Raw genomic sequence first — 15,226 nt, forward strand, 5'->3', positions numbered from 1 at the left:
GTCAGTTGCCTCCTTGGATGGGACCGAGGACGCGGTCGGGGTGGCAGTCGAGGCGGGAGTTTTTGAGGTTGGCCTGGAAGAAAAGCGGATGGGGTTTGATCACCGCTGCGGTGGAGCGCTGCCGGTTAGCGCCGAACTCTTTGCGGCGCTTGGTCTGCTCGCCTTTTTTCAGTTCAAGCAGGGTTTGATCGAAGTCGCTCGCTTGGCGGGCCTCTTCGTCGGGCGTCAACCAGCGAAAACCAGCGGCACGGGCCCGGTGATCGAAGAGGTCGTAGAGCATGAGGCCGAGGGGCTCGTTAATCGGGGCGGCAGATGGCCCGAGTTCGGCGGTGCGGCGAGCGAGTGCAGCGTCGGCGTCCGGCTCCCAGTCGAAGTCGGCGGCGAACTCCCGCATGCCGAGACCGGGGCGATGGAAGCATTTACCTGCGCGGGCGCGTCCTTCGATTTCGCGGAGGTATTTGGCCAAGTTGTCGCGCGGGGGCTGGGCCAGGGGGGTGAGTCGCACCTCGGCGGTGATGAGGTATTCGACGTCTTGCAGGGCGAGCATGTTGCGCTGGGTGCCATCCTCGGCGCCACCGCCGGCGTGAATGGGCGAGACTTTATCCGGCGAGTGCATCCAGGTCTTTGCGCTGTCCAAGCTGATCACGCGGGTGACTTCGTTGCGACGAATGGAAATCCATCGGCCACGTTTCACCACGCGGATCGAGTCGATCAGGTAATACATCTGCGGCTCCCAGAAGACGGCTTCGAGAATGCCGCGTGCGGCCGAAGGCGTCAGCACGGGGTAGCTGACGCGCTCCACCTTCATCTCGGGGCGGGTGAAGCAGGCGAAATCCCCCCAAATGCGGAGGGTGATCAGATTGGCAGTGTTCATACGGTAAAATCGTCGGGAGGGAGATTGTCCAAGAGCAGGCCGAGCGCCGGATGGTAACAGGCGGTGTCGAGGACGTAGAGTTCGAGGTTGGGCAAAAGGGGGCGGACGAGTTGACGGGAAAGGAGCAACTGAAATTTGTGGTGGCGCACGTTGACCATAAAGCGCTGGAGCCGACGCAGGTCATCGCGCTCGAACCGTCGTTGGCCGGGGGCAAGGATGCGCGTGCGGATCTCCTCAATGAGTGGAGCCGCCCACTCGCCGCCGCGAAGGTCACCGGCGACAATAACCGGGGTGCCGGAGTCCTCGATGACGTGGGCTTTGCGGGCGACATCACGGTAGCGCAGGTAACTGCGGTCCTCCTGGATGGTCGCTTCACCGGGCTTGGCGTGGTCGGTGTTCACCACCTGATAGAGCGACTGAAAATAACCGGGGAAAATGTCGCCGGAGGTAGCGAGTCGCTCGGCGGCGGTGGCCGTGTCACCCAAAGCAGCCAAGGTGAGCGCCGCTTGATCGGAGGCGGCGCGATAGACGCCGGGAGGCTGTTTGTGGTCGGCGGGGCAAAAAACATGAACGTTGCCGGTCGGACGACGGCCCTCGCGGTTGCAACGACCGGCAACTTGCACGATCGAATCCAACGGCCCAAGCGCACGCCAGACTTCAGGGAAGTCCACATCGACGCCCGCTTCGATGAGCTGGGTGGAAACGACCCGGCAAGGTTGGCCGCTGCGCAGGCGCTCGCGAATGCGGTCGATCAGCGCGAGCCGCTGCTGGGCGCACATCGATGAGGAAAGATGAATCGGCGCTTCCTCGGGCTGCTGGTCAAAACCGTGGAGTTCACGCAGGCGCAAGCTGAGTTGCTCCCAGAGCTCGCGGGCATGGCGGGTGAGGTTGACGACACAGAGCACCTGTGGAGTAGAGGAGAGACGGGCGGCGAGCGCGGGCCAGTCCACGGTTTCTCCGGGAGCGGGGAGCCGGTAGGTAACCCGGCGCAGTTGAGTGAAAAGCTCGTCAGGGTCGGGGGCGATTTCACGCAATTCAGTCGGCAGAAACCCGTCCGGTAGCGAGGCACAGCGGCGAAAGGCGGGCTGGGTGGCCGAGCAAAAAACGAAGCTGGTTCCGTAGTTCGTGGCCAGCTCACGCAGGACATTAAAGGTCGGCGCGAGCAGGTGGGCGGGCAGCGTTTGCACTTCGTCAAAGATGACCACCGAGCGCGGGATACGGTGAAGTTTGCGGCAACGCGTTGGGCTGGCGGCAAAGAGCGATTCGATGAACTGAACTGAGGTGGTGACGATAACCGGGGCATCCCAGTTTTCCGCAACGAGTTCGAGACGGGAGCGCTCTTCCTCGCTGGCGTCGTCGGCAGGGGTCACGCCGGAGTGGTTTTCCAGAACGACGTCAGCGCCGAAGATGCGCCGGTATTCAGCCGCATTTTGCTCAATGATGGAGAGATAAGGAATGACGACGATGATGCGCCGCAGCCCGTGCTGGCGTGCATGGGCGAGGGCGAAGGCCATCGACGCCAGAGTTTTCCCGCCGCCGGTAGGCACGGTGAGTGAGAAAAAGCCCGTGGGGAGAACAGCACGGTCGATAGCGGTCTCGAAAATGCGATTACGGGTGGGGGCAAGTGGACTGTGCGGGTTTTCCGAGCCCTTTCGGGTGCGCTCGGCCTGCACAGCAGCCATTAGAACGGCAGCTTCCAGCGGTGCATCGGCGGGCGGCAGAGCCGGCCAATACGCGCTATCGAGTCGGTCAGCATCCACAATACAGGAGAAAAGCAGGCGGGCGTAAAACTCGGCCGCCATCGCATCACCCTTGGCGAGTGCCGCCAGCACCCAGGGTGGTGGTGCAGGCAGGACGGGCAGCGGGCCGAGTTCTTTTTCGATACGGGTGATGAGGGCGGGTATCGTCTCGGGAATAGCCAGACCTCGTTTGCAGCACAGGCCCTCGATATCACACTGGTTGTGTAGCCCCGCGTGGTGGCCCGCGATAGCCAGTGCTGTGCAGGGAATTTGATTCTGTTCGGCGGCAGCCCAAGCAGCACCGAAGATGGCATGCTGTGTTTCCGCGCTGCTGGAGCGTTCACCGCATAAGTAGGACTGAAACTCTGCGCGATATTTCCCCAAATCATGCAACAGACCCGCGAGGCGGGCCTCGTCGCTGGCCCCAAACGGGGCGGCGAAGGTGGCCGCCAGTTCGGCGACGTTGCGCAGGTGGTCGGCCAAGGGCTGCCATTTACCCGAGCTTTCCGGCAACCGCTTCCCCAGCGCATCCTCCGCCGTGTGCGCGTAGTAGCGCTGGGATGCGGCGGACCAAGGATGCGATACAGGAGAACTCATACGAGATACCGACTTTAGTGGAGGGGGTTGGACATCTACGGGGGTGCACCCTCGTCATGCGCGTTTTTTTTGAGTTAGTCGCAGTCTCTTGTGTAAACCAAGTACGGAATACATATTTAAACATGAACAACCGACTCATCGCTGTTACTTGAACGTCATTACGAGTAGGCATGTTGCCGATGCTCGTGTCGCCGACCTATCTTCATAGGCGGCGCGCGCCACTGCACAGGTGCATCGCCTCTCTCTCCGAGTGCGGCCGTTGAAAGCAAGTCGCCCGGACGTATCGACCACGACACCTGCAAAGGCGGCATAGTCTAACAGAGACACCGAGTAAGCCCGTGAAGGTTTGCTTGATGAGGCGGTCGGGTTGCAACCCGGCCGCCTTTTTCGTCTCGGGCGACTGCGCACACCGTGGCCCCTTTAAACTTCTAATCAAGACGAGGCCGTCAAACCCCGTGCGGATTCATCCCCTTGTCATTCGCCACATAAAAGCCGCAGGCTTCCACCCACGCGCGGCTTGCCAAGCCCACCGCTCACCACTGAGGATCGGCTCAATAAACCGAGATGGGCCGCATACATAAACACGCGCGTGAGCGCCTTAACTTCGTCGGCGAAGTCCCTACCCCCACGCGGCTTTCGGCCTGCAAGACTTTCTTGCGCCTCGAAAGCGCCATGATCCGGATGCGCCACGACGCCGGCGAATCAGGCCTGCCTGTGGCCAGCGCCCGCAGTGCCATGATCGACGTGATGCTGTCGCATTTATTCGACTACGCCATCGCCTCCTACGAGCGGCTTAACGGCAAATTGCCCGCACCCGTTTCGCTGCTCGCCATCGGCGGCTACGGGCGCAGCGAATTGAGCCCGCACAGCGACATCGACATCATGTTCCTGTTTCCGTCCAAGGTGAAGGAGGCGGTCATCAAACCGCTTCAGGCGCACCTCACCAACGACATTTTGTACATCCTCTGGGATTGCGGTCTTAAGGTGGGGCATTCCACGCGGACCATCGACGAGGTCTTCATCGAAGCCCGCAAGGACATCCAAAACAAAACCGCCCTGCTCGAAGCCAGGCTGGTGGCGGGCTCGACCACGCTGTTCGAGGGCTTTGTGCAAAGCTACCGGGCCTATTACACGATCGAAGACCCCAAGGGCTACATCGGTTCCCGGCTGGAAGACCAGCGCAGCCGTCGGGCTAAACATGGCGACTCGGTTTTCCTCCAGGAACCCGACATCAAAAACGGCGTCGGCGGCATGCGCGACTACCAGAACGTGATCTGGATGGCGCGGGTGAAACTGGGCATCAGCGAACTCAAGGAGTTGGCCGATCAGCAGTATTTGAGGCAAAATGAGCTGCGGGATTTCCGCCGCGCCTACGAGTTCTTGCACCGCGTCCGCAACGAGCTGCACCTGCAGAAAAAACGCCCCACCGACGTGCTCGACCTAGAAGCGCAACCACGCATTGCCCTCGGGCTGGGTTACACCAACAGCAACATGCTCGGACGGGTCGAGCAGTTCATGCGCGATTATTACCGCGCCGCGCAGACCATTTACCGCATTTCGCGCACCGTGGAGAGCCGTCTTGCCCTCACGGTTGAAAAACCCAGCCGGTTCCAATCCTTCCGCGACTTGGTGCGCTCGCGCCGCTATGAGCGCGCCAAGCACCTCGACGGCTTCGTCCTGCGTAACCAAGAACTGAGTGCGGAAACCCCCAATGTGTTTCGCGACGACCGCGCACGCATGATCCGCGTTTTCCGCCACTGCCAAAGTCTCGACGCGCAAATGGACCCGGCACTGCAGGCCTTGATACGCGAATCGCTCCCGCTGATCACGCGCAAGGTCTCGGAGTTGGCCGATGCGAACATCAGTTTCAAGGCGATCCTCGGCGAGTCGGGTAACGTTTATCCGACGCTCGCGCTCATGCACGAGTTGGGGGTGCTGGGGCGCTTCATCCCCGAATTCGACGGGCTGACCTGCTTGGTGCAGCATGAATATTATCACCGGTACACGGCGGACATTCACACGCTCAACGCCATCCGCGAGCTGGACCGCATTTTCACCGAGGCCGAGCCGATCACGCTCAAGTACCGCGCCGCGCTGCATGAAACCGGCGAGCCCACGCTGCTTTATCTGATCTTGCTGCTGCACGACATTGGCAAGGCCCGGGGCATCCAAGGCCACGCGGAAAGCGGCGTCGTGATTGCCCTGCCGATCCTGAAACGCCTCGGCGTCAGCCCTGAAAGCAGCGAATTAGTCACCTTCGTCATTAAAAATCATCTCATCATGGCACGCTTTTGGCAGAAGCGGGATGTAGATGACCCCAATACCGCCGCCGCATTTGCCGAACTGGTTCCCGACACCGACAAGCTCCGTCAACTCTACGTGCACACGTTTTGCGACGCCCGCGGCACTGCCGAAGGACTCTGGAACGGCTACAAAGACGCGCTCCACACCAGCCTCTATGCCGCCACCCTCGATCACCTGGTCCACGGCCCCACACTGGTCACGCGCAACTCGGAACGCCTGCAAATGACCTTCCAAAAACTAGTTTCGCAAAAACTGGGCGACCTCAGCGAGGACGAGATCTCAGCGCACTTTAACCTGCTGCCCGAGCGGTATTTCATCCACACCGACGAGGCTGAGATCACCCTACACCTGCGCATGGTTAACCGCCTGTTGAAATCCATCAACGAGGCCAACTCGATGGCCAGCTTGCGCCCCGTCATCGAGTGGAAGGACGACCTCAACCGCTCCCTCACCGTGGTCAATATCGTCACCTGGGACCGCGCCGGGCTGTTCTACAAATTGGCCGGTGCCTTCAGCGTGGCCGGACTCTCGATTCTCGGCGCCAAGGTGATTTCGCGCGCCGACCACATCGCCATCGACACGTTTTACGTGGTCGAACCCAACCGCGGCATCGTCCAGAACGCCAAGGCTCAGGAAATTTTTGCGCGCACCGTTGAAGAGGCATTGGTCAGCAACAAGGACCTCTATCCCGACATCGTTGCGCAGGCCCGCAAGCTGCCTGCTCCGCGGTATATTGCTGTCACTAAAGGCGATCTCCACCACGGCTCGTTCCCTCCCACCGTGGAGGTTTACCACGAGCTTTCGATGCAGCGCACCATCGTCGAAGTCCAAGCCCGCGACCAGATCGGCCTGCTTTTCCGTCTGGCCAAAACCATCAGCGATCATGGCTACGATATCACCTTCGCGCGCATCGGCACGGAACGTGGCATCGCCATTGACACCTTCTACATCGACAACACCCCAGCCGAAGCCGACGCGCCCTCCGACACCGCTCGCCTGCATGGCCTGCGCGACGCCCTCGCCGCGATCATAGCCCCAGCCGAGCCCGTCGAACCCGGCGCCTCTGGTCATACTCCGGCAGCCATTACGTTCTGAGTTTGCCCGTCGCCTTTTCGGCGGGATACTCACTCCCCAACCATGGACGCCGTCACCGATCCGCGCGCCGATCGCGCCCTTTATCGCATCAGTAGCCTAGCCGGACGAATCGATGATCCGCGTGAGGCGCTCAATGCCATTCTCACGGTCACCATCGAAACCCTGCACGCCTTCTCCGGCTCGATTTCCCTGCTCAACCCCGACACCGGGAAACTCGAAATCGACGTCCAACAAGGCCTGTGTAGCGATGCCGACGAGATTACGCTTCGCTTAGGACAAGGCATCACCGGCTGGGTCGCCTTTCATGGCCGCCCCCAACTCGTGACCAACGTGGCCGCCGATCCGCGCTACGTCTCCATTCGCAAAGAGGTGCGCAGTGAAATGGCCGCGCCCATGGTCGAAATCGGCGGGCAAATTCTCGGGGTGATTAACGTGGACAGCGACCGCTTGGGCGGCTTCGACGAAGTCGACCTCGCTCTGCTTATTCGCATCAGCGAAGAAGCCACGGCGGTCATGCAGCGGCTCTGGCAATTGCGCCACCTTAAGGGCAAGGCCCGCCAGCTCGAATCCCTCATCACCATAGGCCAATCGTTGGTGGGTAAATTAGAGCAGCAGGAGCTTTTTGATACGATCACCCGTGACGCCCGCATTATCACCAACACCTGCGCCTGCGCCTTTTACCTGTATAATGCGCCCCGCGACACCCTCAGCCTGATCTCGTTAACCACCACCGCAGCCCCCCCCCTGCCCGCTCCCGAGCTGCCCGTCGCCTCCTGCCTGCTGTCCGCCGCCCTGCACACCCGCCGCCAGATCGAATTCCTCAACATCCAATCCCCCGAGTTTCGCGACGTGGTCGATATGCCGGCGGACCCCACGCTGCGCTCGCTGCTCGCCGCTCCCGTTATTTACGAAAACGAGGTCATCGGCGTACTCGCCGTGTTCACCGACCACATCCACCGCTTCAACAACGACGAAAAGCGCCTGCTCGCCGCCCTCGCCTCCCTCGGTGCCGTGGCGCTGCAAAACTCACGCCTCTACTCCCGTGTTTTCCAAAGCGAGGAGTCGCTGCGCAAAAATGAGCAGCTCACCACCCTCGGCCTGCTCGCCGCCGAGATCGCCCACGAAATCCGCAACCCCCTCACGGTCATTAAACTGCTCTTCGGCTACCTCGACCTGGATTTTCCCGCCAACGACCCCCGCCGCACCGATGTTAGAGTTATCAGCGAAAAACTCGACCAGCTCGAAGCCATCGTCTCGCGGGTGCTCAATTTCGCCAAGGCCCCCTCCAGCCTCCACTCGCGCTGGGCCCTGACCGATATGGTCGGCGACACCATCGTGCTCATCCGCCTCAAACTCGCACAGAGCAAGATCCAGCTCCGCTTCGAGCCACCGCCACGTCCCTTGGTCGTCGAAGTCCACAAAGGCCAGATCCAGCAGGTGCTGCTCAACCTGCTCATCAATTCTACTCAGGCGATGCACGATGGGGGCAAGATCACCATTCGCTGCACGACTGAAACACGCAGTGAAACCGAGTTTGCGCTCATCGATATCACCGACACCGGACGCGGTATACCCGAGGAATTAAGGGCGCACATTTTCGACTCGTTTCTCTCGGGCCGCACAGACGGCACGGGGCTGGGCTTGGCCATCGCCAAACGGATTATGCTTTCCCACTACGGCGACATTACCTTGCTCGAATCCGGCCCGACTGGCACCACCCTGCGGCTCTCACTCCCACTCGTTACTTAAGCTCTCATGGCATCCTTTTCCGAAAACCGCCCCGTCCTGATCACCGCCGCCATCGGCCTATTAATCGCCGGAGTCCTGGTGCTGTGCCTGGCCCGCTTACCCCTGCAGGTCCGCCTAATCGTTTGCGTGGTTAACGTGATCTCTGCCTGCGTGCTTGCCGTAGCCGTGCGCCAGCTCCCGCCGCGCTGAACCACTTCGACTAAAATCCGCCGCGAATCGCCGGCTCGATAAAGCGCATTAAAAGTCGCGTAACGCTTCAATTGACGAGCACGCCAAACCCCTCCTTAGATGTCCAATTCCCATGAGCGTCCCCTCCATTAACATCGGCATCTGCGGCCTCGGTACCGTCGGTCAAGGCGTGTGGAAACACATCGAAGCCAACCGCGCCGCCCTCGAATCCCGTCTCGGCGTTACGCTCAATCTCGCCCGCGCCTCGGTCCGCGATCTCAAGAAAAAGCGCACCGTGCGCGTCGCCGCGACCAAGCTCACCCTCGATCCGCTGTCCATCGCCACCGATCCGGCGATCCACATCGTGTGCGAGCTCATTGGCGGCACCACCTTGGCCCGCGAGATCACCTTGGCCGCCCTGAAGTCAGGCAAGACGGTCGTCTCCGCCAACAAAGCCCTGCTCTGCAAACACGGTCCCGAGCTCTTCGCCGCCGCCCGCAAACATGGCGGCCACTTCCTGTTCGAGGCATCGGTCGCCGGTGGCATTCCCATCATCAAAGCCCTGCGCGAGGGCTTGGTCGCCAACCGTTTCAAGCTCATCTACGGCATCCTCAACGGCACCTGTAACTACATTCTCACCCGCATGGAGCGCGAGGGATTGCCGTATCCCCAAATCCTCGCCGAGGCCAAGGCGCTCGGTTACGCCGAGGCCGACGAATCCCTCGACGTCGAGGGCTGGGACACCGCCCACAAGGCCTCCATCCTCGCCTTCCTTGCTCACGGCATTTGGGTGCCCACCGAAAAAATGCTCGTCGAGGGCATCACCCACATCACCCAGACCGACCTCGCCTACGCCCGCGAAAACGGTTTCGCGATCAAGCTGCTGGCGATCATCTCCTGCGAGGCCGACACCGGCGAGGTGTTTGTGCGCGTTCACCCGACGCTCATCCCGCGCACCAAGGTGTTGGCCAACGTCAACGAGGTTTACAACGGCATCTCCGTCACCGGCGACGTCGTGGGCGAGACCGTTTACATCGGCCGAGGCGCCGGCCAGGACCCGACTGCCAGCGCGGTGATCAGCGACATCGTTGACGCCGTGATTCTCCTCAAGCGGGGCAACGGGCAACTACCCGCTCCTGTCGAGACCCATGCCACCCTCACGCCGCTGCAAAGCATCACCGGCAGTTACTACCTGCGCCTTGAAGTCAAAGATGAGCCCGGTGTACTCGCCAAGATCGCCAGCGCCACGGCCACGCTCGACGTGAGCATCGCTAGCGTTCTCCAGCGCCCAAGCGAAACCGCCGGAGCCGCCTCGCTCATCCTCACGACTCATCAGTCCAACGAAAAGGCGATCCGCGCCACGGTTGCCCGCCTCAAGAAATTGTCCTGCGTAGTCAGCGAGCCTGTACTCCTGCGCATCGCCGACTTCGCCGCCTGATCTTTTTTTCAACCCACCTCTTTCCAAAATCCATGGCTAGAATTGTCCAAAAATATGGCGGCACCTCAGTTGGTGACGTCGAACGCATCCGTAAAGTCGCCGAGCGCATCAAGGCGATCCGCGAAGAGGGTAACGAGCTCGTCATCGTCGTCTCGGCGCGTGCCGGCGTAACCAACGAGCTCATTGCCCGCGCCAAAGCCGTGTGCGCCAACCCGAGCGAGCGCGAGATGGACCAACTGCTCTCCATCGGCGAGCAGGAGACCATCGCCCTGACCGCCATGGCGCTGCACGGCGTCGGTGTTCCGGCGGTCTCCTACACCGGCGCACAAGCCGGCATTTTAACCGACACGGTTCACACCAAGGCCAAAATCACCACGATCAACGCCAAGCCCATCGCCGACGACCTCAAGGCGGGCAAGGTCGTGATCGTCGCCGGTTTTCAGGGCATCAACGGCGAAGGCCAAACCACCACGCTCGGCCGCGGCGGTTCCGACCTCACCGCCATCGCCTTGGCTGCCGCGCTTCAGGCCGACAAATGCGAGATCTATACTGACGTTGACGGCGTTTACACCGCTGACCCGCGCGTGGTTAAAGACGCCAAAAAACTCCAGGAAATCTCCTATGACGAGATGCTGGAGTTGGCCTCGTCCGGCTCGAAAGTCATGCAGTCCCGCTCAGTCGAATTTGCCGCCAAGTACGGCGTCGTTTTCGAAGTCCGCTCCTCCTTTAACTACAACCCAGGAACCATCGTGAAACAGGAAATCGCTTACATGGAAAAGGTCGTCGTGCGCGGTGTCGCCGTCGACAAAGACCAGGCCAAGATCATCGTCTCTAACATCCTCGACAAGCCCGGCTCCGCCGCGAAGGTCTTCCGCGCCTTGGCCGACGCCAGCATCATCGTCGACATGATCGTGCAGAACGTGGGCCGCAACGGCATCGCCAACCTCACCTTCACCGTTCCGCTCACCGACAGCCAGAAGGCCATCAAGACCTTGGAGCCCGTGCTCGACGCCATCGGTGGCGGCCAAGTCGCGATCCACGAAAACATTGCCAAGCTCTCCGTTGTTGGCGTGGGCATGAAGACCCACTCCGGCGTGGCCGCCACGCTGTTCCAGGCGCTGGCCGACGCTTCGATCAACATCGAGCTGATCAGCACCTCGGAAATCAAAATCTCGGTGGTGATCGACCGCGACAAAGCCGACGAGGCCGCCCGCGTCGCCCACGCCGCCTTCGAGCTGGAGAAGCTGTAAAGGCAGTACTCAGCAGTCAGATGCCAGACGACAGAAATCAGTCCAAACCAGCCGCGATCCGGCATTTTACTGATCTTGTCGTTTGGCGTAAGGCCCACGAGCTGAGCCTAGGAGTTTTCATGCTATCCAAAACCTGGCCGATAGAAGAGCGCTACGCATTAACGGATCAAGTCAGGCGTTCAACCCGCTCAATTGGGGCGAACCTAGCTGAAGCCTGGGGCAAACGCCGCTACGAGGCTGCGTTTGTCGCCAAGCTCACAGACTCTGACGCCGAAGCTCACGAAACCGAGCACTGGCTCATCAATGCGCAAGCGCACGGCTACATCACCGTCAACGAACTCACCCACTTACGCTCCCTACTCGATGAGGTCGGACGGATGTTAGGCTCGATGATCGCTCGCCCAGAGTCCTTTATCACCAAACCCGTTACGGGGAGTAGGAGAGATGTCAGATGAGAGATGTCAGACGTCAGCGGTCAGACGTCAGACCTCCGACTCCTGACCTCCGACCTCTGATAGCTGACCTCCGACCTCTGACCTCTGACCGCTGACCTCCGATAGCTGACCTCTGACTTCTTCACCTATGCTCTTCACAAGCACCCGCGGACAGACTCCGCCCCTCAGCTTCTCCGACGCCGTTGCCACAGGCCTAGCGCCCGACGGCGGGCTCTACCTGCCCGAGACGCTGCCCCAGTTCACCGCCGCCGACCTAGCGCGCTTCGAGCCGCTGCCCTACGCCGAGCTGTGCTTTGAGTTTCTAAAACACTTCGCCACCGACATCGAGCCGGCGACCCTGCGCACGCTCATCGCGCAAAGTTACACCACGTTCTCGCACCCCGACATCGCGCCCATCGTCCGCCTCGACGAACGCACCTCGGTGCTGGAGCTTTTCCACGGCCCCACCCTCGCGTTCAAAGACTTCGCCCTCCAGCTGCTGGGCAACCTTTACGGCCACCAATGCGCCGTGCGCGGGCAGACGATCAACGTGCTTGGCGCCACCTCCGGCGACACCGGCTCGGCGGCGATTCACGGACTGCTGGGCAAACCCGGCACCGCGATTTTCATCCTTTATCCCGACGGCCGCACCTCGCCGCTCCAAGAGCGCCAGATGGCCTGCACCGGTGCGGACAACGTGTACGCCATCGCCGTCGATGGCTCGTTTGACGACGCCCAGGCCTCGCTCAAGGAGATCTTTGCCGACCAAGATTTCCGCATGCGCCACCGGCTCTCGGCGGTAAACTCGATTAACCTAGCGCGCGTGTTGGCGCAGTGCGTTTATTATCTCTACGCGTATCTGCGTCTGCCCGCAGCGACGCGTGCCGAAACTGAGTTCGTGGTCCCCACGGGCAATTTTGGTAACGTACTTGCCGGCTGGATGCTCCAGAAAATGGGCGTGCCGATCCACAGTTTCAAGGTCGCCACCAACCAGAACGACATCCTCTACCGCCTGTTCACCACCGGCGATTACCGCGTTTCATCGGTGGCCCCCAGCCTCGCACCTTCGATGGATATTCAGGTTTCGAGCAACTTTGAGCGTTTCCTCTACCTGAGTCTGGGCCGTGACGCCGCCAAGGTCCGCGAGGTCATGGAGACGTTTAAGACGACGGGCGGGTATAAATTCCAAGCCTTCGACCGCGACACGTTTAGCGCCTCGCGCTGCACCGACGCGCAGATCCCCGGGATCATCCAGTCGGTTTATCAGCGCTACGGTTACGTGGTTGATCCGCACACCGCCTGCGGTTTCGCCGACTTGGCGAAAGATCGTCCCAGCCTGATCCTAGCGACGGCCAGCCCGGCTAAGTTCCCCGACACGATTATTTCCGCGATCGGGGTAGAACCGAAAGACCCGAGCTTGGAGACGTTAAAACAACGCCCGTTGAAGAAACATTTACTCAAAGCCGACGCGGTCTCGATCCGCGCCTTTATCGACGCCCACGCGGTGTAAACTTAGGCAGACCGCGCAATCACAACCGTCCGCGCCCTGAGCCTGGCAATCGGCAAAAAACCCAAGAGGCGCCTCAACCTAAGTGTCACCTAATAGGTGACACTTGGCCTGACGAACCGACACGGGAAAGTTAAATACGGGGGCCAAGGCGAAGGCATCGCAGTTTTTGGACAACGGTAAGTGAAGCGGCGGTGGCTCGACGTATTGCAAAAGCAGGTGGGCGTTACGCTACAGGGATGCACGCATGACCATCCTTCAGTCTGCATAGCTCGAAAACGACTGCCGGAGCAGACTGGAAGTCGCTCGCCAAACTCTAGGAGAAGACTGGCAGTCTGCGCGACTTTTCAGCCGTTCAATGGCCGATTCGCCCGAGACGATGCACGGGGTTCGCACTCACCCGCTGCGACGACCTCCGGGGTAACGAACGACAGGCAAACCCCGCTTGCCAGCGAAGGGCTGAGCCGCAAGCTTCGTCCTTTCTCATGAGTTCCGCCGTTAAAATCTACGACACCACCTTGCGCGATGGCACGCAGGGCGAAGGCATCAGCTTCTCGGTCACCGACAAACTGCTGATTACGGAGAAACTCGACCAGTTCGGCGTGGACTACATCGAGGGCGGTTTCCCCGGCTCCAATCCCCGCGACATCACCTATTTTCAGGAAGTCCGTTCGCTTAAACTCAAACACGCACGCTTGGCCGCCTTCGGCTCCACCCGGCGCGCGGGCATCAAGGCCTCCGAGGACGCCCAGCTCAAAACCCTGCTCGATAGTGGCATGCCGGTCATGACCATCGTCGGCAAAACCTGGACCCTGCACGTCACCGAAATCATCCGCACAACCCTTGAGGAAAACCTCGCGATGATCGAGGACTCCGCCCGCTACCTCACCGCCCAGGGCCGCGAGGTGATTTACGACGCTGAACACTTTTTCGACGGTTACCGCGCCAATCCCGACTACGCGATGCAGACCCTGGCAGCGGCGATCCGCGGCGGGGCGAGTAACCTCTCGTTGTGCGACACCAACGGCGGCACGATGGTGGATGATTTTAAGACCATCGTCGGCCGGGTGGTGAGCGAGTTCGGCGGAGATAAAGTCGGCGTGCATTGCCACAACGACAGCGGTCTGGGCGCGGCACTCACGTTGGCCGGTATCGGCGCTGGCGCTACGCTCGTGCAAGGCACCGCCAACGGCTACGGCGAACGCACCGGTAACGCTAATTTGTTCACCGTGCTGCCGAGTCTGTTTCTTAAGATGGGCCGCACCGCCCGCTGCGCCGCCAACTTGGATCAGCTGCGCGAGTTGTCGCTGTATTTTGACGAGCTGGCCAACCTCAAGCCCGACACCAAGTCGCCCTACATCGGTGCCTCGGCCTTCGCGCACAAAGGCGGCCTGCACGCCAACGCGGCGCAGAAGGTGAAATCCTCCTACGAACACATCGACCCGGCGTTGGTGGGTAACCGCACCCGGGTGCTGGTGTCCGACATGGCCGGCCGCTCCAGCATCGCCATGAAAGCGAAGGAGCTCGGCCTCGACCTCGACGAGAAATCCCCGGCGATGAAGACCCTCATCGACGAGCTCAAGGACCTCGAGTTCCGCGGCTACGAGTTCGAGGCGGCCGACGCCTCGCTCAAATTGCTCATCGCCCGGGCGATGGGCCAGGCGCAGGCATTTTTCGAGGTCGAGGGCTACCGCGTGAGCGTCGAGCGTCGGGGCAACGAATCGGTTTCCGAAGCCACGGTGAAGTTAAAACTCAACGGGCTGTCGTTGCACACGGTCGCCGAATGCTCCGGCCCGGTCGGCGCGCTCGACAAAGCCCTGCGCCTCGCACTTGAGGGCGTTTTCCCGAAAATCAAAGTTCTGGAGCTACGCGACTACAAGGTGCGCATCCTCGACAGCCGTGCGGGGGCCAACGCCCGCACCCGCGTTTTTATCGAAAGCGGCGACGGTAAAAGCATCTGGGGTACGGTTGGGGTGAGCGACAACGTGATCGACGCCTCCTGGCAAGCGCTCATCGACGCGGTGAATTACCAGTTGCTACAGGGTTGAACGGGACACGCGTTGACGAACGC

Annotated in this window: 10 protein-coding genes; 8 read left to right on the top strand and 2 right to left on the bottom strand. The window is 61.0% G+C overall.

Annotated features, from left to right (window positions below; translation table 11 throughout):
• Position 1: 1 nt before the first annotated feature.
• Both cas5c and H2170_04485 read right to left on the bottom strand, forming a co-directional pair.
• Complete coding sequence (gene cas5c / locus H2170_04480) at positions 2-874, bottom strand: type I-C CRISPR-associated protein Cas5 (GenBank protein MCS6299343.1); 873 nt, start codon at positions 872-874, stop codon at positions 2-4.
• Entirely contained in the window at positions 871-3,210 is a 2,340-nt protein-coding gene (locus tag H2170_04485; GenBank protein ID MCS6299344.1) for a CRISPR-associated endonuclease Cas3'', read from the bottom strand. The genes cas5c and H2170_04485 overlap by 4 nt, the downstream gene beginning before the upstream one ends.
• 564 nt (positions 3,211-3,774) lie before the next feature.
• On the opposite strand from H2170_04485, the gene glnD reads away from it, so the two are divergent.
• From glnD to H2170_04525, 8 genes are all read left to right on the top strand, one after another.
• Positions 3,775-6,609, top strand: coding sequence for a [protein-PII] uridylyltransferase (gene glnD / locus H2170_04490; protein MCS6299345.1), 2,835 nt, complete (start codon positions 3,775-3,777; stop codon positions 6,607-6,609).
• Positions 6,610-6,651: 42 nt separating this feature from the next.
• Positions 6,652-8,358, top strand: coding sequence for a GAF domain-containing protein (locus H2170_04495; protein ID MCS6299346.1), 1,707 nt, complete (start codon positions 6,652-6,654; stop codon positions 8,356-8,358).
• Positions 8,359-8,364: 6 nt separating this feature from the next.
• The gene (locus H2170_04500) at positions 8,365-8,547 is read left to right on the top strand and encodes a hypothetical protein (protein ID MCS6299347.1); all 183 of its coding nucleotides are present in this window, start codon (positions 8,365-8,367) and stop codon (positions 8,545-8,547) included.
• Positions 8,548-8,659: 112 nt separating this feature from the next.
• Positions 8,660-9,964 (top strand): homoserine dehydrogenase, encoded by a 1,305-nt coding sequence (locus H2170_04505; protein MCS6299348.1) that lies wholly within the window; start codon positions 8,660-8,662, stop codon positions 9,962-9,964.
• 32 nt (positions 9,965-9,996) lie between these two features.
• Positions 9,997-11,214, top strand: coding sequence for an aspartate kinase (locus tag H2170_04510; protein MCS6299349.1), 1,218 nt, complete (start codon positions 9,997-9,999; stop codon positions 11,212-11,214).
• Positions 11,215-11,234: 20 nt separating this feature from the next.
• Complete coding sequence (locus tag H2170_04515; GenBank protein ID MCS6299350.1) at positions 11,235-11,669, top strand: four helix bundle protein; 435 nt, start codon at positions 11,235-11,237, stop codon at positions 11,667-11,669.
• A gap of 127 nt (positions 11,670-11,796) precedes the next feature.
• The gene (locus H2170_04520; GenBank protein ID MCS6299351.1) at positions 11,797-13,158 is read left to right on the top strand and encodes a threonine synthase; all 1,362 of its coding nucleotides are present in this window, start codon (positions 11,797-11,799) and stop codon (positions 13,156-13,158) included.
• A gap of 482 nt (positions 13,159-13,640) precedes the next feature.
• Positions 13,641-15,203: a citramalate synthase gene (locus H2170_04525; protein ID MCS6299352.1), complete on the top strand. Its 1,563-nt coding sequence runs from the start codon at positions 13,641-13,643 to the stop codon at positions 15,201-15,203.
• Positions 15,204-15,226: the final 23 nt, after the last annotated feature.

The sequence above is a fragment of the Opitutus sp. genome, from assembly GCA_024998815.1.
GTDB lineage: Bacteria > Verrucomicrobiota > Verrucomicrobiia > Opitutales > Opitutaceae > Rariglobus.